The 21,334-nt window shown below is 65.6% G+C and carries 19 protein-coding genes; 10 read left to right on the plus strand and 9 right to left on the minus strand.

The window, feature by feature from the left end; translation table 11 throughout:
- Positions 1-87: 87 nt before the first annotated feature.
- The 7 genes from JZZ72_RS10730 to bioB form a co-directional block, all read right to left on the minus strand.
- Positions 88-1,893 carry a phenylacyl-CoA dehydrogenase gene (locus tag JZZ72_RS10730; protein ID WP_043863684.1) on the minus strand — a complete coding sequence of 602 codons (1,806 nt, stop codon included), beginning with the start codon at positions 1,891-1,893 and terminating at the stop codon, positions 88-90.
- Between the two features lie 268 nt (positions 1,894-2,161).
- Positions 2,162-2,458: a hypothetical protein gene (locus JZZ72_RS10735; RefSeq protein ID WP_043863683.1), complete on the minus strand. Its 297-nt coding sequence runs from the start codon at positions 2,456-2,458 to the stop codon at positions 2,162-2,164.
- 119 nt (positions 2,459-2,577) lie between these two features.
- A complete protein-coding gene (gene bioD / locus JZZ72_RS10740) occupies positions 2,578-3,258 on the minus strand; it encodes a dethiobiotin synthase (RefSeq protein ID WP_043863682.1) in 681 nt (226 codons plus the stop codon).
- A gap of 1 nt (position 3,259) precedes the next feature.
- A complete protein-coding gene (gene bioC, locus JZZ72_RS10745) occupies positions 3,260-4,084 on the minus strand; it encodes a malonyl-ACP O-methyltransferase BioC (RefSeq protein WP_210014446.1) in 825 nt (274 codons plus the stop codon).
- Positions 4,077-4,808 carry an alpha/beta fold hydrolase gene (locus JZZ72_RS10750; protein WP_058541820.1) on the minus strand — a complete coding sequence of 244 codons (732 nt, stop codon included), beginning with the start codon at positions 4,806-4,808 and terminating at the stop codon, positions 4,077-4,079. The genes bioC and JZZ72_RS10750 overlap by 8 nt, the downstream gene beginning before the upstream one ends.
- Positions 4,801-5,973, minus strand: coding sequence for an 8-amino-7-oxononanoate synthase (gene bioF, locus JZZ72_RS10755; protein ID WP_043863679.1), 1,173 nt, complete (start codon positions 5,971-5,973; stop codon positions 4,801-4,803). The genes JZZ72_RS10750 and bioF overlap by 8 nt, the downstream gene beginning before the upstream one ends.
- A gap of 7 nt (positions 5,974-5,980) precedes the next feature.
- Positions 5,981-7,039, minus strand: coding sequence for a biotin synthase BioB (gene bioB, locus JZZ72_RS10760; protein ID WP_043863678.1), 1,059 nt, complete (start codon positions 7,037-7,039; stop codon positions 5,981-5,983).
- A gap of 89 nt (positions 7,040-7,128) precedes the next feature.
- Between bioB and JZZ72_RS10765 the strand changes: the two genes are divergently transcribed.
- From JZZ72_RS10765 to rarD, 4 genes are all read left to right on the plus strand, one after another.
- Complete coding sequence (locus tag JZZ72_RS10765; RefSeq protein ID WP_210014447.1) at positions 7,129-7,866, plus strand: ComF family protein; 738 nt, start codon at positions 7,129-7,131, stop codon at positions 7,864-7,866.
- Between the two features lie 59 nt (positions 7,867-7,925).
- The gene (locus tag JZZ72_RS10770) at positions 7,926-8,681 is read left to right on the plus strand and encodes a TOBE domain-containing protein (RefSeq protein ID WP_043863676.1); all 756 of its coding nucleotides are present in this window, start codon (positions 7,926-7,928) and stop codon (positions 8,679-8,681) included.
- A gap of 166 nt (positions 8,682-8,847) precedes the next feature.
- Positions 8,848-9,822: a serine/threonine protein kinase gene (locus JZZ72_RS10775; RefSeq protein WP_100634789.1), complete on the plus strand. Its 975-nt coding sequence runs from the start codon at positions 8,848-8,850 to the stop codon at positions 9,820-9,822.
- Between the two features lie 63 nt (positions 9,823-9,885).
- Positions 9,886-10,773 (plus strand): EamA family transporter RarD, encoded by an 888-nt coding sequence (rarD, locus tag JZZ72_RS10780; protein ID WP_054915981.1) that lies wholly within the window; start codon positions 9,886-9,888, stop codon positions 10,771-10,773.
- A 15-nt stretch (positions 10,774-10,788) separates the two neighbouring features.
- Here rarD and JZZ72_RS10785 read toward each other — a convergent pair whose 3' ends face one another.
- Complete coding sequence (locus JZZ72_RS10785) at positions 10,789-11,313, minus strand: glycine cleavage system protein R (protein WP_043863673.1); 525 nt, start codon at positions 11,311-11,313, stop codon at positions 10,789-10,791.
- A 302-nt stretch (positions 11,314-11,615) separates the two neighbouring features.
- Between JZZ72_RS10785 and JZZ72_RS10790 the strand changes: the two genes are divergently transcribed.
- Complete coding sequence (locus JZZ72_RS10790; protein WP_043863672.1) at positions 11,616-13,793, plus strand: malate synthase G; 2,178 nt, start codon at positions 11,616-11,618, stop codon at positions 13,791-13,793.
- 54 nt (positions 13,794-13,847) lie between these two features.
- Here the strand turns inward: JZZ72_RS10790 and JZZ72_RS10795 are convergent, their stop codons facing one another.
- Positions 13,848-14,300, minus strand: coding sequence for a response regulator (locus JZZ72_RS10795; protein WP_054915983.1), 453 nt, complete (start codon positions 14,298-14,300; stop codon positions 13,848-13,850).
- A 202-nt stretch (positions 14,301-14,502) separates the two neighbouring features.
- Between JZZ72_RS10795 and JZZ72_RS10800 the strand changes: the two genes are divergently transcribed.
- From JZZ72_RS10800 to JZZ72_RS10820, 5 genes are all read left to right on the plus strand, one after another.
- On the plus strand, positions 14,503-16,437 hold the full coding sequence (locus JZZ72_RS10800) for a DUF294 nucleotidyltransferase-like domain-containing protein (protein WP_210014448.1): 1,935 nt from the start codon (positions 14,503-14,505) through the stop codon (positions 16,435-16,437).
- A gap of 10 nt (positions 16,438-16,447) precedes the next feature.
- Complete coding sequence (locus JZZ72_RS10805; RefSeq protein ID WP_043863669.1) at positions 16,448-17,158, plus strand: 3'-5' exonuclease; 711 nt, start codon at positions 16,448-16,450, stop codon at positions 17,156-17,158.
- Positions 17,159-17,266: 108 nt separating this feature from the next.
- Positions 17,267-17,785, plus strand: coding sequence for an RNA polymerase sigma factor (locus JZZ72_RS10810; RefSeq protein ID WP_043863668.1), 519 nt, complete (start codon positions 17,267-17,269; stop codon positions 17,783-17,785).
- A complete protein-coding gene (locus JZZ72_RS10815) occupies positions 17,782-18,750 on the plus strand; it encodes a FecR domain-containing protein (RefSeq protein ID WP_054915985.1) in 969 nt (322 codons plus the stop codon). The genes JZZ72_RS10810 and JZZ72_RS10815 overlap by 4 nt, the downstream gene beginning before the upstream one ends.
- Positions 18,751-18,894: 144 nt before the next feature.
- Positions 18,895-21,330: a TonB-dependent siderophore receptor gene (locus JZZ72_RS10820; protein ID WP_210014449.1), complete on the plus strand. Its 2,436-nt coding sequence runs from the start codon at positions 18,895-18,897 to the stop codon at positions 21,328-21,330.
- Positions 21,331-21,334: the final 4 nt, after the last annotated feature.

Here is a 21,334-nt window from a genome sequence, read left to right on the forward strand (position 1 = left end):
GGGCTTAGCACGTATTCGTATCAGGTTCTGACTGGCGCATAAAAAAACCCGCCGGTAAGGGCGGGCTTTCTTGCTTCAGGCGATGACTCAGTACGAGAGGCCGAAGTGCTCTTCGTTCATGTCCATCAGGTTGCTCGCGCCCGACAGCATGGTTTCCACATGCGTGCGGGTCCGCGGCAGGATGCGCTGGAAGTAGAAGCGCGCGGTCTGCAGCTTGGCGGTGTAGAACGCCTCTTCGCTGGTGCCGGCAGCCAGTTTCTCGGCGGCCAGGCGCGCCATGTCGGCCCAGAAGTAGGCCAGGCAGGCGTAACCGGAGTACATCAGGTAGTCCACCGAGGCGGCACCGACTTCTTCGCGGTCCTTCATCGCGGCCATGCCGACCTTCATGGTCAGTTCGCCCCACTCCTTGTTCAACTTGGCCAATGGCGCGACAAACTCGCTGATGGCCTCGTTGCCTTCGTTGTTCTGGACGAACTTGTGCACGATCTTGGTGAAGCCCTTGAGCGCCTCGCCCTGGGTCATCAGCACCTTGCGGCCCAGCAGGTCCAGCGCCTGGATGCCGGTGGTGCCTTCGTACAGCATCGAGATGCGGCTGTCGCGAACGTTCTGCTCCATGCCCCACTCGGCGATGAAGCCGTGGCCGCCGTAGATCTGCACGCCGTGGTTGGCCGACTCGAAGCCGACTTCGGTCATGAACGCCTTGGCGATCGGGGTCATGAAGGCCAGCAGTGCGTCGGCCTTCTTCTTCTCTTCTTCGTCCTGGCTGTACTTGACGATGTCGACCTGCTTGGCGGTGAAGTACACCATCGCGCGGTTGCCTTCGGCGAAGGCTTTCATGGTCAGCAGCATGCGACGCACGTCCGGGTGGACGATGATCGGGTCAGCCGCCTTGTCCGGCGCCTTGGGGCCGGTCAGCGAACGCATCTGCAGGCGGTCGCGGGCATACTTCAGGCCACCCTGGAACGCCACTTCGGCGTGGGCCAGGCCTTGCAGCGCGGTACCCAGGCGAGCGGTGTTCATGAAGGTGAACATGCAGTTCAGGCCCTTGTTGGCCGGGCCGATCAGGTAGCCGGTGGCGGCGTCGAAGTTCATCACGCAGGTAGCGTTGCCGTGGATGCCCATCTTGTGTTCGATGGAGCCACAGGAAACGGCGTTGCGCTCGCCCACACCGCCTTCGGCGGTCGGCAGGAACTTGGGCACGATGAACAGCGAGATGCCTTTGGTGCCGGCCGGTGCATCGGGCAGGCGCGCCAGCACGATGTGCACGATGTTGTCGGCCATGTCGTGTTCACCGGCCGAGATGAAGATCTTGGTGCCGGTGACCTTGTAGGAACCGTCGGCCTGAGGTTCGGCCTTGGTGCGCAGCATGCCCAGGTCGGTACCGCAGTGCGGTTCGGTCAGGCACATGGTGCCGGTCCATTCGCCGGATACCAGCTTGGTCAGGTAGGTGTTCTGCTGCTCGGCGGTGCCGTGCTCGGAGATGGTGTTCATCGCGCCGTGCGACAGGCCCGGGTACATGCCCCACGACCAGTTCGACTCGCCGACCATTTCGCTGACCGCCAGGCCCAGCGACTCGGGCAGACCCTGGCCGCCGTGATCGACGTCATGGGCCAGGCTCGGCCAGCCGCCTTCGACGAACTGCTTGTAGGCTTCCTTGAAGCCGGTGGGGGTCTTAACGCCCGACTCGCTCCAGGTGCAGCCTTCCAGGTCGCCCACACGGTTCAGCGGGGCCAGTACCTGTTCACAAAACTTGGCGCCTTCCTCGAGGATCGCATCGACCATGTCGGGGGTGGCGTCCTGGCAAGCCGGCAGGCTCTGATAGTGCGCTTCGTAGCCCAGCAGTTCATCGCGAACGAAACGAATATCACGCAAGGGGGCTTTGTAATCAGGCATAGCGATGAACCTCTGCTGATGGATCCTTGAATAGGGAGACCGCGACATACACCGACCAGCTCTAGGCGGCTTTCGGTCAAACAGTTGTTTGAAACATACGTTTACGCCGAAACCTTGTCAAGCACCCCCATGAGGGCATTTCTGCCATGGCAGGCTACGCTCCGGCCCTGCTCGACAGAACGCAGGCACGACAAGGCGCCCGGCCTTGGGCCAGGGCGTCGAGTCAGGATGGAGGGGTAAAACCGGGAAGATGCGAGGGCCGGCTGGCTCAGGCGTAGGTATCGATCAGCGTGCCAAGCATTTCGTCGGAGGCCTTGGCCACTTTGACACCCAGCTCGACCTGATGCTTGCCCAGGGCAAGTTCGACGGTGCTGGTGGCCAGGTCCATCTGCTGGCTGCGGTCGACCGAGCGCAGGCGTTCGGCCTGGTAGTCGCTGGATTGGCTGGTGGCAGCACGTTCGACAGTGGTGTTGGCGATCTGGCTGGCGGCCTGATCGACGCGGTTCTGGCCGCTCTGAATGGCGCCCAGGCCGGCATAGAATGCGGAACTGCCCGAGATTTCCATTTCAAACTCTCCAGGTGACGGAAGGCACAGATGACATCAATGGCCCCTATTGAAGCAGACAACCCGGCAAAAGGCCCGTCAAAAACACTAATGAAACAGTGCCCTTCAATAGACTCAGCCTAGTCGAGCAAATCCAGCTGCAGGTATGCGGCCACCGCCTCGGCGCTGGCCACCTTGAGTTTTGGCACCCGGCCCAGGCAGGGGGCCGGCAGGCGTTCGGCAAGCGAAGCCAGGTTCTCCTCCAGGCGCGAGGTGCGCGGCTCGATGATGTTCGCCACCCAGCCGGCCAGTTGCAGGCCATCGCGGGCAATCGCCTCGGCACTGAGCAGCGCATGGTTGATGCAACCCAGGCGCACGCCTACCACCAGGATCACCGGCAGCTTGAGGGCAATCGCCAGGTCCGACAGATTGGCCTGATCGGACAACGGCACCCGCCAGCCACCCGCCCCTTCGATCAGGGTGAAATCGGCGTTGTGCGCCAGCACCGTGCGCATCGGCGCCAGCAACGCCTGCACGCTCAGCGCAACACCCGCCTCGCGGGCCGCCAGGTGCGGGGCGATGGCGGGCTCGAAGGCAAAAGGGTTGAGCTGCGCATAGGGCAGCGTGAGGCTGCTTTGCGCGATCAGGGCCAGTGCATCGGCGTTGCGCAGGCCCTTGGGGGTCACCTCGCAGCCCGACGCTACCGGCTTGGCCCCAAGGGTACTCAGGCCGGCCAGACGTGCCGCATGCAGCAGGCCGGCGGCAATGGTGGTCTTGCCCACATCGGTATCGGTGCCGGCGATGAAATAGGCAGCATGCATCTCAATCCCCCTGGTGCTGCGGCTTGTGCAGTACCGCATAGACTACCTGATAGGTGGCGGGCAGTCCCTGCGGCTGGCGAAAGCGCTCGTAGGCCTGCAGCAGGCCCTGCATGCGTGCCCTGCCGGTCAGGCCGGCGGGGCGACCGGGGTTGAGGTTGTGTGCGCCCAGCGCCTTGAGCTCATGGGTCAGGCTGCGCACATCGGGGTAATGCAGTACATGGGGCCGGGCCTCCAGCCCGAGCACCTGCAGCCCGCTGTCGGCACACAGACGCTGGTAGTCCGCCAGAGGGCGGAAGCGATTGACGTGCACCAGCCCGTCCACCGCCTGCCAGCTTTCACGCAGCTCGAACAGCGTGCCCACGCACAGGCTGGCGAACGCCAGCACGCCCCCAGGCTGCAGAACCCGCTGCGCTTCACGCAGCACCGCAGCCAGGTCGGCGCACCACTGCACCGCCAGGCTGGAGAAGATCAGCCCGGCGCTGCCATCACGCAGCGGCAGACGCTCGGCATCGCCCGCCACATGGTAATGCGCGCCCCCCAGCTCACGGGCATGCAGCAGCATGCCTTCGGCGATATCCACCGCTACACCCAGCCCTTGTGGATAACGTTGCTGCAAGTGCCGGCTGAAATGCCCGGTGCCACTGCCCAGATCGATCCAGCAACGCGGTTGCAAATCGGCGGGCAGCTGCGCCAGCAGATGAGCGCCCACCGCCCGCTGCAACGCGGCGACACTGTCGTAGCTGGCTGCAGCACGGGAAAACGAGGCCGCCACCTGGCACTTGTCGGGCAAGGCGCCGGGCAGCCTGGGCAGGGAAAGATCAGTCATCGCCACTCTCGTGCAGGAAGGTCTTGATAAAGGTCGCCAACGCCTGGGCGTGCTCCAGCAGGAAGGCGTGGGCGCTGTCCTCGACAATGCCCACCTCGACGTCCTGCAGCAGTTCGAACAGCGCCTTGGCCGCCTCGACCGGCACCAGCGCGTCGCTGCCTGCGAACAGGTGCAACTGCGGGCCGCCGAAGTTGCTCAGCGCAGCCCGGGTATCGAGTTTCCGCAATACCTCCAGGCCCGTGGCCAGGTACAGCGGGTCGGTTGCCGGCACCCCCACCTCCAGCAACCGCGCCAGGCTGCGCGGCGCCTGGGCGCCCTGGCTGCACAGCGACTTGAAGCGCTTGAGCGTCACTTGCGTATGGCTACGGCAACCGTCGAGAAAGGTATTGAAGGTGTCGGTCGGCATGCCATGGGGCCAGTCCGCACGGGCCACGAAGCTGGCGTTGCTGCCCAGCGTCACCAGCCCGCAGCAGTGATCGCCGCGTCGCGCCGCAAGCTCGGCGGCGAGCATGCCGCCCAGCGACCAGCCTCCCAGCCAGGTGTCGGTAGGCAACGTGCGGTCCAGGTGATCCAGCCATACAGGCACGTCACTGCCATCCAGCTCCGGCAGAGGCACCAGCTCCACGTGCAGCTTGGCATCCAGGGCGCGCAAGCTCGCGGCCAGCGGCTCCAGTGCAGCGGTACCCAGGCCCCAGCCCGGCAACAGAATCAGTCGATCACGCATCAGCAGGCTCCAGCAGCGAATGACACTCGGCCAATGCATTCAACAATAGCTGTACCTGCGCGGCGCTGTGGGCGGCGGTCAGGGTCACGCGCAGCCGGGCACTGCCGGCCGGCACCGTCGGTGGACGGATCGCCGTGACCATCAGCCCGCGTTCGCGCAACATCGCCGACAGCCGCATGGCCCTTGCGGCATCGCCGATCAGAATCGGCTGGATCGGCGTGAAACTGTCCATCAGGTGCAGGCCGATCTGCTCGGCGCCCTGACGGAACTGGCGGATCAGCGCAGCCAGGTGCTCGCGGCGCCAGTGCTCGTCACGCAGCAGTTGCAGGCTCCTGAGCGTGGCGCAGGCCAGGGCCGGTGGCTGGCTGGTGGTATAGATGTACGGGCGGGCGAACTGGATCAGGCACTCGATCAGTTCCTCACTGCCGGCGACGAATGCACCGGCGGTACCGAAGGCCTTGCCCAGGGTGCCGACCAGCACCGGTACCTGCCCCATGTCCAGGCCGAAATGCTCCACCACGCCACCGCCGTGGCGGCCCAGGGTGCCGAAGCCGTGGGCATCGTCGACCATCAGCCAGGCGCCCCTGGCCTGCGCCTGGGCAGCCAGTGCCGGCAGGTCGGCGATGTCGCCGTCCATGCTGAACACGCCATCGGTGACCACCAGCGCATTGCCGGTGGCCTTGTCCAGGCGCTTGCCGAGGCTGTCGGCATCGTTGTGCAGGTAGCGGCTGAAGCGCGCGCCACTGAGCAACCCGCCATCCAGCAGCGAAGCATGGTTGAGGCGATCCTGCAGCACGCTGTCGCCCTGCCCCACCAGCGCGGTCAACGCACCCAGGTTGGCCAGGTAGCCGGTGGTGAACAGCAGCGCGCGCGGGCGACCGGTAAACTCGGCCAGGGCCAGTTCCAGTTCATGGTGCGGCGAGCTGTGGCCGATCACCAGGTGCGACGCCCCGCCGCCCACGCCCCAACGCTCAGCGCCGGCACGCCAGGCGTCGATCACCTCGGGGTGGTTGGCCAGGCCCAGGTAGTCGTTGCTGCAAAACGCCAGCAACGGCGTGCCGTCCACCATCACCTGCGGCCCCTGCGGGCTCTGCAGCAGGGGGCGCTGGCGATACAGCGCCGCAGCGCGCCGTTGTTCCAGGCGCGCACTCAGATCAAAGCTCATGGCGACCTCAGGCGGAGGCGGCGTCGTAGAACAGCTCGCTGCTCTTCTGCTCGATCAGCGCCTGCTCGATGGCCGCCTGGTGCACCTCGTCGGCGTGCTCTTCGCGCGCTTCAGGCTGGATGCCCAGGCGCGCGAACAGTTGCATGTCCTTGTCGGCCTGCGGGTTGGCGGTGGTCAGCAGCTTCTCGCCGTAGAAGATCGAGTTGGCCCCGGCGAAGAAGGCCAGTGCCTGCATCTGTTCGTTCATCGCCTCGCGCCCGGCCGACAGGCGCACATGGGACTGCGGCATGAGGATGCGCGCCACTGCCAGCATGCGGATGAAGTCGAACGGGTCGACGTCTTCGGCATTCTCGAGCGGCGTGCCCGCCACCTTCACCAGCATGTTGATCGGCACCGATTCGGGGTGCTCCGGGAGGTTGGCCAGCTGGATCAGCAGCCCGGCGCGGTCGTCCAGCGATTCGCCCATGCCCAGGATCCCCCCCGAACAGATCTTCATCCCGGCATCGCGCACATAAGCCAGGGTCTGCAGGCGCTCGCCGTAGGTGCGGGTGGTGATGATGCTGCCGTAGAACTCCGGCGAGGTGTCCAGGTTGTGGTTGTAGTAGTCCAGGCCGGCCTGGGCCAGGGCCACGGTCTGCTCCTGGTCGAGCTTGCCCAGGGTCATGCAGGTTTCCAGGCCCAGCGCCTTGACCCCTTTGACCATCTGCAGCACGTAGGGCATGTCCTTGGCCGACGGGTGCTTCCACGCCGCGCCCATGCAGAATCGCGTGGAGCCGATGGCCTTGGCCCGGGCGGCCTCCTCCAGCACCTTCTGCACCTCCATCAGCTTCTGTTTTTCCAGGCCAGTGTTGTAGTGGCCGGACTGCGGACAATATTTGCAATCTTCCGGGCAGGCGCCGGTCTTGATCGACAGCAGGGTCGAGACCTGAACGCGGTTGGCGTCGAAATGCGCGCGGTGAACGGTCTGCGCCTGAAACAGCAGGTCGTTGAACGGTAGCTGGAACAGTGCTTTGACTTCGGCCAGGGACCAGTCGTGACGAAGCGTTGCAGTTGTGCTGGCGCTCATGGGTGTTTCCTTGTTTAGGCTTGTACTGGCGCCGGGACAGGAAAGCCCGCCAGCGCATCACGGATAGCTCGCATAGTTAAGGAAGCGCCATGCACTGTCAACCACACCTTAAACAACTGGTTTACAACTGGCTAAATATCAATCAAGCATGTTTGCTGTGCGATGAACCTGCCCAGCAGTCACACCCCATTTGCGTGGCCTGCGAGGCCGAACTGCCCTGGCTGGAAGAATGCTGTCGAACCTGCGCGCTGCCCTTGCCGATGCATGGCCTGACCTGCGGCCAGTGCAGCCGCCGCCCACCCGCCTTCACCCGGGTCGAGGCGCCCTGGCACTACGGCTTCCCGGTGGATGCACTGATCACCCGCTTCAAGCACCAGCGCCAGTGGCCGCTGGGCCGATTGCTGGCGCAACTGCTGGGCAACTGGCTTGCCTACCGCTTTGCCGAAGACCTGCCGCGGCCCGGCCTGCTGTTGCCGGTACCGCTGGCGCGCCGGCGCCTGCGCGAACGCGGCTTCAACCAGGCTGCGATGCTTGCCCAGTGGTTGGCCGGGCAGTTGGAGATCGCCTGCAAGCCACGTCTGCTCCAACGCCCGCAAGAAACGGCGGCCCAGCAGGGGCTGACGGCCAAGGCGCGCAAGCGCAACCTGCGCCACGCCTTTGCCCTGGCCGATTCGGCGGCGATCAGGGGGCAGCATGTGGCGATCGTCGACGATGTGCTCACCACCGGCGCCACTGCGCAGGCATTGGCCAGCCTGTTGCGGGCGGCGGGTGCCACGCGGGTGGACGTATACTGCCTGGCACGCACGCCCAAGCCCGGCGGCGCTTGACTTGCGCCGGGGCGGCGGGCACTTTCTGGGCCATCCCTGCCCCGACTGCGTGCCCACCCATGTCCCTGCCTGCCCTGTTGACCCAACATATCGTCCGTCGCCCGCAACGCATCGCCCTGCTTGCCCACATCGCCGAGCAGGGGTCGATCACCCGGGCGGCCAAGAGCGCCGGCATCAGCTACAAGGCCGCGTGGGATGCCATCGACGAGCTCAACAACCTGGCCGCCAGCCCGCTGGTGGAACGCAGCGTGGGCGGGCGCGGCGGCGGTGGGGCGAAACTGTCGCTGGAGGGGCAGCGGGTGTTGCGCCTGTACCAGAAGCTGCAACTGTTGCAGGCGCAGGTGCTGGAAGCGGCCGAAGACTCCGACGATCTCGACCTGCTCGGGCGCCTGATGCTGCGCACCAGTGCGCGCAATCAGTTGCATGGGCGGGTCAGCGCCATTCGCGCGCAGGGCCGCATCGACACCGTGGAGCTGACCCTGGCCGGGGGGCTGCGCATCGAGGCACAGATCACCCATGACAGCACCTTGCGCCTGGAGCTGGAACCGGGCACGCCGGTGGTGGCGCTGATCAAGGCCGGCTGGCTGGAGGTGGCGATGCCCGGGCCGGCGCAGGTCAACCAGTTGAGCGCCGTGGTACAGGAACTGATCGATGACCCGCAAGGGACTACCGAGGTGCGCCTGAGCCTGAGCAACGGCCAGACGCTGTGCGCATTTGCCGAGCCGCAGTGGCTGCTGGACAACCGGGTGGCGGTAGGCAGTGAAGTGGCAGTGCGGTTCTCGCCGGCGTATGTGCTGCTGGGTACGCCGCTCTAGATTATTGGGGCTGCAGCACAGCCCATCGCGGGTCAAGCCCGCTCCCACAGGTTCAGCGATTTCCTTGTGGGAGCGGGCTTGACCCGCGATGGGGCATGCAGCGTCCCCGGGGTGCTGTACCATGGCTCTCATACGCCCGGCCACCCGTCGCGCTGCAGGAGTTCCCATGTCACACCCCTTCGATACCCTTACCCCCGACCTGGTCCTGGACGCTGTCGAAAGCATCGGCTTTCTCAGCGACGCTCGTGTTCTGGCACTCAACAGCTACGAGAACCGTGTCTACCAGGTGGGCATCGAAGACGCCGAACCGCTGATCGCCAAGTTCTATCGCCCCGGCCGCTGGAGCAACGCGGCGATTCTCGAGGAGCACGCCTTCACCGCCGAACTGGCCGACTGCGAAGTCCCCGTGGTCGCCCCGCTGGTGCACAACGACCAGAGCCTGTTCGAGCATGCAGGCTTTCGCTTCACACTGTTCCCGCGCCGTGGCGGCCGCGCGCCGGAGCCGGGCAACCTCGACCAGCTGTACCGCCTCGGCCAGTTGCTCGGTCGCCTGCACGCGGTCGGCGCCACGCGCCCGTTCGAACACCGTGAAGCGCTGGGCGTGGCCAACTTCGGTCACGCCTCCCTCGCCACCCTGCTCGAAGGCAACTTCGTGCCGCGCAGCCTGCTGCCGGCCTACGAGTCGGTGGCCCGTGACCTGCTCAAGCGCGTGGAGGACGCCTACGCCCGCACCCCGTACAAGAGCATCCGCCTGCACGGCGACTGCCACCCCGGCAACATGATGTGCCGCGACGAGGTGTTCCACATCGTCGACCTGGACGACTGCCGCATGGGCCCCGCCGTGCAGGACCTGTGGATGATGCTCGCCGGCGATCGTCACGAGCGCCTGGGCCAGCTGGCCGAACTGATGGATGGCTACAACGAGTTCCATGATTTCGACCCCCGCGAACTGGCCCTGATCGAACCGCTGCGCGCCCTGCGCCAGTTGCACTACAGCGCCTGGCTGGCGCGCCGCTGGGACGACCCGGCGTTCCCGCGCAGCTTCCCGTGGTTCGGCAGCGAACGCTACTGGGGCGACCAGGTCCTGGCCCTGCGTGAGCAGACCGCCGCACTGGCCGAAGAGCCGCTGAAATTGTTCTAGAACCTGCTGCCAGTCTGTCTACAATAGCCGGGTTTTAGATAGCTGCCTAAGCAAGGAATCAGCATGCAAGCCGCCAACCCGCGCCGCGGGTACATACTGGGCCTGACCGCCTACATCATCTGGGGCTTGTTCCCCATCTATTTCAAAGCCCTGCAGAACGTGCCCGCCGTGGAAATCATCGTGCATCGGGTGCTGTGGTCGGCCCTGTTCGGCTCGATCCTGCTGCTGTTCTGGAAGCACCCGGGCTGGTGGCGCGAACTGCGCGACAACCCGCGGCGCCTGGCAATCCTGGCCCTGAGCGGATCGCTGATCGCGGGCAACTGGCTGACCTATGTGTGGTCGGTGAACAACGGGCGCATGCTCGAGGCGAGCCTGGGTTACTACATCAACCCGCTGGTCAACGTGCTGCTGGGCATGTTGCTGCTGGGCGAGCGTCTGCGCCGCCTGCAGTGGGTGGCGGTAGGCCTGGCGGCAGTGGGGGTGGCGCAGCAGGTGTGGCAGGTGGGCAGCCTGCCATGGGTGTCGCTGGTACTGGCGCTGAGCTTCGGCTTCTACGGGCTGATCCGCAAGCAGGCGCCAGTGGCGGCGTTGCCGGGGCTGGTGGTGGAAACCTGGATGCTGGTACCGCTGGCCATCGGCTGGCTGCTGCTCAACCCCATGGCCCACAGCGCCCAGGCCAGCTTCTACAGCACCAGCGACGCGCTGTGGCTGGCCGCCGCCGGGCCCGTCACGCTGATACCGCTGGTGTGCTTCAACGCCGCCGCGCGGCATCTGCCTTACACCACTCTGGGCTTTCTGCAGTACCTGGCGCCGACCCTGGTGCTGCTGCAGGCGGTGCTGCTGTTCGACGAACATCTGTCGAGCAGCACACTGGTGGCGTTCATGTTCATCTGGGCCGGCCTGGCACTGTACAGCGTGGATGCCTGGCTGAGCATTCGCCGGCGCACCTGAGCGCTACGCCACCCCCTACGCCGACTCTTCGGGGCGCAGCTTGAGCTCCACCATCAGATCGTCGGCCAGGGCCTCCAGGCGCTGTTGCAGGTCATCCAGCGACAGCGTCAGCGGCAGGGCCAGCAGCGCATCGGCGTGAAACAGCGGCTCGCTGCTCATCGGCGCGGGCCGCACGTCGGTACTGAAGCGCTCCAGGTTCACCCCCTGTTCGGCCAGCAGCCGGGTGATGTCGCGCACGATGCCGGGGCGATCGTTGCCCACCAGCTCCATCGCGATCGGCTTCCAGGTGCACGACGGCTCGATGCCGCTTTCGGCGATCAGCACGCGAATCCCGTGCTTGCCCAGCGCCTGCAACGCCTCCACCAGTTCGTCATAGGATTCGGCCGGTACCGCGACGCGCAGGATGCCGGCGAATTGCCCTGCCATGCGCGACATGCGACTCTCCAGCCAGTTGCCGTTATGCTCGGCGATGCATTCGGCCACCCGCTCCACCTGGCCGGCGCGGTCAGGGGCAATCACGGTCAAGACAAGATGATCCACGCGCCAGTCCTCTCTCCAGCCCCCGAATACCGGGGGCGCCGATCAAGTATAGGCAAGGCGCGGCAACCTGCCGCAGCGGGCTCGAACAACAAATCGTGTACTGTTTTTAGATTTATCTGGAACAATTCACTCGATTTTTGAGAACATGCCCGCTCCCAGAACGACGTTTTGCGACCAAATGGTCGCAAAACGGCGTATTTAGTCTGATTTTCCCAAGCGCAGCGCTTCATGTAGTATGCCGCGACGCGCACTACAAAAATGTTGAAACAAGAGCTGAATAGCTGAGCAGAGTGAGGCAAGCAATGACTGAACACGTTCAAGTCGGTGGCCTTCAGGTCGCCAAAGTCCTGTTCGACTTCGTGAACAACGAAGCCATTCCCGGAACCGGCGTCAACGCCGAGCAGTTCTGGATCGGGGCAGAGAAGATCATCAACGACCTCGCTCCAAAGAACAAAGCCCTGCTGGCCAAGCGTGACACCCTGCAGGCGCAGATCGACGCCTGGCACCAGGCGCGCAAGGGCCAGGCCCACGATGCTCCGGCTTACAAGGCCTTCCTCCAGGAGATCGGCTACCTGCTGCCAGAAGCGGCGGACTTCCAGGCCTCCACCCAGAATGTCGATGACGAGATCGCTCGCATGGCCGGCCCGCAGCTGGTAGTGCCGGTGATGAACGCACGCTTCGCCCTCAACGCCTCCAACGCCCGCTGGGGCTCGCTGTACGACGCGCTGTACGGCACCGACGCCATCAGCGAAGCCGGTGGCGCCGAGAAGGGCAAGGGCTACAACAAGGTACGCGGCGACAAGGTCATCGCCTTCGCCCGCGCCTTCCTCGACGAGTCTGCGCCACTGGCGGCCGGCTCCCACGTCGATGCCACCCGCTACAGCATTGCCGATGGCAAGCTGGTGGTCACCCTCAAGGGTGGCAGCAACAGCGGCCTGCGCGACGACGCGCAACTGGTCGGCTACCAGGGCGATGCCACGGCCCCTGTCGCCGTGCTGCTGAAAAACAACGGCCTGCACTTCGAGATCCAGATCGATGCCAGCACCCCGGTCGGCCAGACCGACGCCGCCGGAGTCAAGGACGTGCTGATGGAAGCCGCCCTGACCACCATCATGGACTGCGAAGACTCCGTGGCCGCGGTGGATGCCGACGACAAGGTGGTGATCTACCGCAACTGGCTGGGCCTGATGAAGGGCGACCTGGCCGAAAGCGTGAGCAAGGCCGGCCAGACCTTCACCCGCACCATGAACCCGGACCGCGAGTACACCGCGCCCAATGGCGGCTCGCTGAGCCTGCATGGCCGTTCGCTGCTGTTCGTGCGCAACGTCGGTCACCTGATGACCATCGACGCGATCCTCGACAAGGATGGCAACGAAGTGCCCGAAGGCATCCTCGATGCGCTGGTCACCAACCTGGCTGCGGTGCACAACCTCAACGGCAACACCACCCGCAAGAACAGCCGCACCGGCTCGGTGTACATCGTCAAGCCGAAGATGCACGGCCCTGAAGAAGCCGCCTTCACCAACGAGCTGTTCGGTCGCGTCGAAGACGTGCTGGGCCTCAAGCGCAACACCCTGAAGGTCGGCATCATGGACGAGGAGCGCCGTACCACGGTCAACCTCAAGGCTTGCATCCAGGCCGCCAGCGAGCGCGTGGTGTTCATCAACACCGGCTTCCTCGACCGTACCGGTGACGAGATCCACACCTCCATGGAAGCGGGCGCCGTGGTGCGCAAGGGCGCCATGAAAACCCAGAAGTGGATCGGTGCCTACGAGAACAACAACGTCGACGTGGGCCTTGCCACCGGCCTGCAGGGCCGCGCGCAGATCGGCAAGGGCATGTGGGCCATGCCTGATCTGATGGCCGACATGCTCGAGCAGAAGATCGCCCACCCACTGGCCGGTGCCAACACCGCCTGGGTGCCGTCGCCGACCGCCGCCGCGCTGCACGCGCTGCACTATCACAAGGTCGACGTGTTCGCCCGCCAGGCGGAGCTTGCCAAGCGTGCGCCGGCCTCGGTCGACGATATCCTGACCATTCCGCTGGCCACCGACACCAACTGGTCGGACGAAGAGATCCGCAACGAACTGGACAACAATGCCCAGGGCATTCTTGGCTATGTAGTGCGCTGGATCGACCAGGGCGTGGGTTGCTCGAAAGTGCCGGACATCAACGATGTGGGCCTGATGGAAGACCGCGCCACCCTGCGGATTTCCGCGCAGTTGCTGGCCAACTGGCTGCGTCACGGCATCATCAGCGAGGCGCAGGTGATCGAAGGCCTCAAGCGCATGGCGCCGGTGGTCGACAAGCAGAACGCCAACGACCCGCTGTACCGCCCGATGGCACCGGACTTCGACAGCAACATCGCCTTCCAGGCGGCGGTCGAGCTGGTGATCGAGGGTGCGAAGCAGCCGAACGGTTATACCGAGCCGGTACTGCATCGCCGTCGTCGCGAGTTCAAGGCGCGCAACGGGCTGTAAGCTCGTTACAGCGCTGCCTGACGCACCCCTTCGCTGGCAAGCCAGCGAAGGGGTTCAGCCGATGCCCAGCTCATGCCTCACCAGTTTCACCAGCTTTTCCAGCTTCTCCTGGTCGAGCGGCTTGAGCAGAAAGTCGACCACGCTCAGGTGCATTGCCGCAATCGCGTCCTGCACCTTGGCATCGCCCGACACGATGATGATCGGCAACGCCGCCTGGTCCGACTCACGAATCTGCTCGATGAACTCGATGCCCCCCACCGGCTGCATGCGCAGGTCGGTAATCAGCAGCCCGATCCTGGGTTCGCGCTTGAGGTAGTCGAACGCCACCGTGGTGTTTTCTGCGGCAAGGCAACGAATGCCATGGGCCTTCAAGTAACTCGCCAGCGCTTCGCGCGAGCCTTTGTCGTCTTCGACGATCAGCACCTTGGGCAGCGCGGTCCCGCGCGCAGTCACGCTCGCCAGCGCCTTGCGCTCGGCTTCGCTCAGTATGTCGTCGGCTTCGGGCATGGCTGTTCCATCGTAAAAATATCCGTTGAATCAAGTTCAGACCGCAAACGCATGTGCCGCAACCCGCCTTTCGTCGGATAATTGACGCTTACCCGCTTTAGACAAACGTCCAATGGGCACTGCGCACCCCGCGGCCGACCATGCAGCACGATAAAAACAAATGCTCGGCCCTCGGCGCCGACGCACAGATGCGGTAAAGCTCATGAGCAAGATGGACGCCTTCGACCAGGCCGGCAAAACCGCAGTACTGCAGAATATTCACGGCACCATGCAGTTCCTGCAACGCTTTCCTCCCTTCAACCAGATGGAAAACGCCCACCTGGCGTACCTGGTGGAACAATGCCAGCTGCGCTTCTACGCCAGCGGTGAGAGCATCATCAAGCCTGCCGACGGACCCGTCGAGCACTTCTACATCGTCAAGCAGGGACGCGTGGTGGGCGAGCGCAACCATGCCGCCACCGGCACCGAGACCACCTTCGAGATCACCGGAGGCGAGTGCTTCCCGCTGGCCGCCCTGCTGGGCGAGCGTGCCACCCGTACCGAACACCTGGCCGCCGAAGACACCTTCTGCCTGCAACTGAACAAGGCGGCGTTCATCCGCCTGTTCGCACTCTCAGAAGTGTTTCGGGATTTTGCCCTGCGGGGCGTCAGCAGCCTGCTCGACCAGGTCAACCAGCAGGTCCAGCGCCGCGCAGTTGAAACCCTCGGCAACCAGTATTCGCTCAATACCCGCCTGGGTGAGCTGGCCATGCGTCATCCGGTCACCTGCGTCCCAGATACGCCCGTACGCGAGGCCGTACGCCTGATGCACGAGCAGCAGGTGGGCAGCATCGTGATCGTCGACGAGCAGCGCGCACCGGTCGGCATCTTCACCCTGCGCGACCTGCGCCAGGTGGTGGCCGATGCCAGTGCCGACTTCGCCGCGCCGATCGCCGCGCACATGACCGCCGCGCCTTTCTACCTCAGCCCCCAGGCCAGCGCCTTCGACGCCGCCATCGCGATGACCGAGCGCCATATCGCCCATGTGTGCCTGGTACAGGACCAGCGTCTGTGCGGGGTGGTCTCCGAGCGCGACCTGTTCTCGCTGCAGCGGGTCGACCTGGTACACCTGGCGCGCACCATCCGTCACGCCGCGCGGGTCGAGAACCTGGTGTCGCTGCGCGGCGAGATCGGCCAGCTGGTCGAGCGCATGCTCGCCCATGGCGCCTCGTCCACCCAGATCACCCACATCATCACCCTGCTCAACGACCACACCGTGTGCCGGGTGATCGAACTGGCGATCCAGGACAAGGGCGACCCCGGCGTGCCGTTCAGCTGGCTGTGCTTCGGCAGCGAAGGCCGCCGCGAACAGACCCTGCACACCGACCAGGACAACGGCATCCTGTTCGAGGCACGCGACGCGGCCCAGGCTGCCGAAATTCGCGCCCGCCTGCTGCCGCTGGCGCAGCACATCAACCAGGGCCTGGCGCAGTGCGGCTTCACCCTGTGCAAGGGCAACATCATGGCCGGCAACCCCGAGCTGTGTCTGTCGAGGGCCGAGTGGGCTCGGCGCTTTGCCGCGTTCATCCGCGAAGCCACCCCCGAGAACCTGCTGGCCTCGAGCATCTATTTCGACCTGCGCGTGGTGTGGGGTGACGAACAGGCGTGCGAACAACTGCGCCAGGGCATCCTCGACCAGGTCGCCGACAACCGCCTGTTCCAGCGCATGATGGCCGCCAACGCACTGCGCCAGCGCCCGCCCGTGGGGCGCTTTCGCGAATTCGTGCTGACCCGCAGCGGCAACGACAAGGCCGCCACCCTCGACCTCAAGGTGCAGGGCCTCACGCCCTTCGTCGACGGCGCGCGCCTGCTGGCGCTGGCCAATGGCGTGCACGCCAACAACACCCTGGAGCGCCTGCGCCAGCTGGTAGGCAAGGAAGTGATCGACCCGCTCGATGGCGGCGCCTATGAAGAGGCCTACCACTTCATCCAGCAGACCCGCATGCAGCAGCACCAGTTGCAGACCCGCCAGAACCTGCCCTACTCCAACCGCGTCGACCCCGACAGCCTCAACGACCTGGACCGGCGCATCCTGCGCGAATCGCTGCGCCAGGCCCAGCGTCTGCAAAGCAGCCTGGCCCTGCGCTACCAACTATGAGCGACCTGTCATGAGCCTGTTCGCCTGGCTGCGCCCCAGCCAACCCGCACTGGACGCCGCCCAGCAGCAGCGTCTGGCCCAACTGCCCGGCCCCGCCCCGCTGCAGGACCACACCCTGCGCGCCCAGCGCTGGGTGGTGCTGGACCTGGAAACCACCGGTCTGAACCTGAACCGCGACCAGGTGCTGTCGATTGGCGCGGTGGTGATCGAGGACGGCGCCATCGACTTCAGCCAGCAGTTCGAGCGCACCCTGCACCGGCATGACCACAAGCCGGGCCCCAGCGTGCTGATCCATGGCCTGGGGCCCAGTGCGATTGCCGCCGGCTGCGTGCCGGCCGATGCACTGCTCGACCTCATGGCGTTCATCGGCGACAGCCCGCTGCTGGCGTTCCACGCCGGCTTCGACCAGCGCATGCTCAGCCGCGCCCTGAAGGACAGCCTGGGCTACCGCCTGCAGCACCCGTTCATCGACGTGGCCGAGCTGGCCCCGCTGCTCAACCCCGACGTGGTGTTGCGCGACGCCGGGCTCGACGACTGGACCGCACACTTCGGCCTGCAGGCCGGTGAACGCCACCACGCCAGCGCCGATGCACAGGTCACTGCCGAACTGGCACTGATCCTGTTCAGCCAGGCGCGACGCCAACACATCGACAGCCCGCTGCTGCTGGAGCATCGCCTGCAAGGCTGGCGCCGGCGACGGCAACACAGCCACGGCTTCTGACCAGCCCCCGGATACGTCATCCGATGAGCGTTAATTGCACAGTGCCAGCGGCTCTGACACAATCGCGAATAATTCTCGTTAGTTAACACATCTATTCCGGGGAACACCTTGTCGTCAGTGCAAAGCCCACACGGTGAGCTGGTTGGTGCGCTGTACCGTGACCATCGCGGCTGGCTGCTGGGCTGGCTGCGGCGCAACGTCGCCTGTGCCGAGCGCGCCGAAGACCTGAGCCAGGACACCTTCGTGCGCCTGCTCGGGCGCGAGCAGCTGCCCGCACCACGCGAGCCGCGGGCGTTCCTGGCCGCGGTGGCGCGCGGCCTGCTGTTCGACCACTTTCGCCGGGCGGCACTGGAGCAAGCGTACCTCGCCGAACTGATGCTGATCCCCGAAGCCGAGCAGCCGTCACCGGAAGAACAGCACCTGATCCTCGAAGACCTCAAGGCCATCGACCGCCTGCTGGGCAAGCTGTCGAGCAAGGCGCGCGCCGCGTTCCTGTACAACCGCCTCGACGGCATGGGCCATGCCGAGATCGCCGAGCGCCTGGGCGTGTCGGTGTCGCGGGTGCGCCAGTACCTGGCCCAGGGCATGCGCCAGTGCTATGTGGCGCTGTACGGCGAGCCGACATGAACGGCTTCAGTAGCAGGCCGGTATCGGCCAAGGTGCTTGATGCCGCCATCGCCTGGCAGCTGTGCCTGGATGCGGGCAGCGCCGAGGAGCGTGCCGATTTCGAGCGCTGGCACGCGGCAGACGAAGAACATGCGCGGGCCTGGATGCAGCTGGGCATGCTCAACCAGCGCTTCGCCGCAGCGGCCGGCCCGGCGCGCAAGGCCCTGGGCGAAACCCGGGCCGGCCTGCGCCAGCGCGTGCGCAAGCTGGGCAGCGGGCTGGCCAGCATCGTGCTGGTGGGCGGCCTGCTCGGCTGGCTGAGTACCCACCAGAGCCTGGACTACTGGCTGGCCGACCAGCGCACGGCCACCGGCGAGCAGCGCAGCCTGCGCCTGGAGGACGGCACCCTGCTCAGCCTCAACACCCATTCGGCGGTGGATGTTCGCTTCGATGGCCAGCAGCGCCTGATCGTGCTGCGCGAGGGCGAGATTTCCATCGAGACCGGGCACAAGGATGACCGTCCGTTCATCGTCGCCACGGCCGACGGGCGCCTGCGTGCACTGGGCACACGCTTCCTGGTGCGCCTGGAAGACCAGGGCACGCGCCTGAGCGTGTTGCAGTCGGCGGTGGCAGCCAAGCCGCAGGACAGCGGCGACGAGCAGATCGTGCGCGAAGGCCAGCAGGTGATGATGAGTCACGACCAGCTGGGCAGCATCGATCCGCTGGCCCTGGGCGCCGACGCCTGGACCCACGGCATGCTGGTGGTCGACAACGTGCGCCTGGATGCGCTGGTGCAGGAGCTGGGGCGTTACCGCAGCGGCTACCTGGGGGTGTCGCCGGAGGTGGCCGGGTTGCGCATTACCGGCAGCTTCCCGCTGCACGACACCGACCTTGCGCTGCAGTCGCTGCTGCCGACCTTGCCGGTGCAGGTGCAAAAGCGCACGCCATGGTGGGTGACGATCGTGGCCAAGGGCGAGACCCCGTAAAACGCCTTCGCCTGCAACGCCCTCCTGCAGGAGCGGGCGTTGCCGGCGAAGGCCTCAACATTATTTTTTACCCACCCCCTGACACTTTTCCCTTTTCACTCGGCATGGAAGCTAGTTAGCACTATTGCGCCGAGGAACCGCTGCATGTCCCGTCCCCTTGAAAAGCTGTTGCGTCATTGCCTGCTGACCCTGGCCCTGACCAGCACCGCCGCCATCGCCGCCGAATCGAGCGCCGCGCGCAGCTACAGCCTGCCCGCCGGGCCGTTGTCGACCACCCTCAACCTGATCGCCAGCCAGGCCGGCATTGCCCTGACCCTGGACCCGAGCCTGGCCAGCGGACGCACCTCGGCGCCGGTCAGCGGCCAGTACGACGGCCTCGGCGCCCTGCAGGCCGCCCTGCGCGGCACCGGCCTGCAACTGCAGCAGAGCAGCGCCGGCACCTACAGCCTGATCGCCGCCCCCGAAGGCAGCCTGGCCCTGCCGGAAACCAGCATCAACGCCGCCGGCGACTACGAGAGCGCCTGGGGCCCGGCCACCGGCTACGTCGCCACCCGCACCGCCGCCGGCACCAAGACCGACACTCCGATCGTCGAGGCGCCACGCTCGATGTCGGTGATCACCCGCGAACAGCTCGACCAGCGCCAGGTGCTCAACCTCAACGACGCGCTGCGTTACACCGCGGGCGTGCAAAGCAGCGGCTATGGCTCGGACTCGCGCGCCGACTGGCTGCGCGTGCGCGGCTTCGACCCCACCCAGTTTCTCGACGGCCTGCCGCTGCCCAAGGGTTCGTTCGCCAACCCCAAGGTCGAACCCTGGAACCTGGAACGCATCACCGTACTGCGCGGCCCGGCCTCTTCGGTGTATGGCCAGACCCCGCCCGGCGGCATGCTCGACATGCTCAGCCGACGCCCGCAGGCCGAAAGCGCGCACCAGATCGAAGCCCAGGTCGGCAGCAACGAACACCGGCAGATCAACTTCGACAGCACCGGCAAGATCGACGACGCCGGCCAGTTTCTGTACCGCGTCAGCGGCGTGGTACGCGACAGCAACGCACCGGTCGACCATATTCCCGACAAGCGCTACAACCTCGCCCCCAGCCTGACCTGGAACGTCGACGACGACACCAGCCTGACCTTCATCTCGCAGTTCACCCGCGACGATACCGGCATCACCGGGCAGTTCCTGCCCTTGCAGGGCACCCGGCTGGCCTCGCCTGCCGGGGCGAAGATTTCCCATCACAAGAACCTCGGTGAGCCGGGCTGGGACTTCTACGACCGCACCTACTACGCCCTGGGCTACGCCTTCGAGCACCGCCTCGACGACGTATGGCAGCTGCGCCAGAACCTGCGCTACACCAAGAGCGACCTGTCGTTTCGCGCGGTCAACGTGGCCACCTTCAATACCGTCGAACCCGACGGCACGGTCAACCGCGAGGCCGGCATCGTCAACGAAGACATCAGCCAGTTCGCTGTCGACAACAACCTGCAGGCCAACTTCAGCACCGGCGCGCTGGAGCACACCCTGCTGCTGGGCCTGGACCACCAGCGCTCCAACACCAACTACCAGTGGCTGTATGGCGGCTCGTACAACTACGACGCCAACGGCAACATCAGCGGCATCAACGTGCCGCCAATCAGCGTGATCCGGCCGGTGTATGGCGCAGACATGTCCAACGTGAACTATTTCGCGCTGCAGGACTACGGCCAGAAAACCCGCCAGACCGGCGTCTACGTGCAGGACCAGATCGCCCTGGACAACTGGCGCCTGACCCTGGGCGGGCGTGAGGACTGGATTCACACCGGCACCACCTTCCACAACAAGGGCGACGCCACCAGCACCCAGCGCGACAAGGCCTTCACCGGCAACGTGGGCCTGAGCTACGTGTTCGACAACGGCCTCACCCCGTACCTGTCCTACACCGAGTCGTTCCAGCCGACCACCGGCGCCAACGTGGATGCAGCACAGTCGTTCAAGCCCACCGAAGGCCGCCAGTACGAAGTGGGCGTCAAGTTCCAGCCGGTGGGCAGCAACACCCTGCTGACTGCAGCCGCCTACGACCTGCGCCAGAGCAACGTGAAGGTCACCGAAGGCAGCATCTCTCGCAGTGTCGGTGAATTGCAGGTGCGCGGCATCGAGCTGGAAGCCACCAGCGCCGTCACCGACAACCTCAAACTGGTCGGCTCCTACACCTACACCGATACCGAGATCCGCAAGGGCGTGCCTGGCGAAGTCGGCAACCGCATGGCGCTGATCCCGCGCAACCAGGCCACCCTGTGGGCCGACTACACCTGGCACGCCGGCCCGCTGGACGGCTTCGGCATGGGCGCCGGGGTTCGCTATGTCGGCGATACCTACGGCAACACCGCCAACACCGAGGTGGCGCATGTAGGCTCCTACACCGTGTACGACGCTGCCGTGCACTACGACCTGAGTCGCCTGGACAGCAGCATGAAGGGGCTGAGCGTGGCGGTGGAAGCCAAGAACCTGTTCAACAAGGACTACCTGGCCAACTGCGACGGGTTCTGGTGCTACTACGGCGACCAGCGCAACGTGGTCGCCAGCGTGAACTACACGTTCTAGGGCC

This window comes from Pseudomonas palmensis (genome assembly GCF_017848315.1).
In the GTDB taxonomy this organism is placed as follows: Bacteria; Pseudomonadota; Gammaproteobacteria; order Pseudomonadales; family Pseudomonadaceae; genus Aquipseudomonas; species Aquipseudomonas palmensis.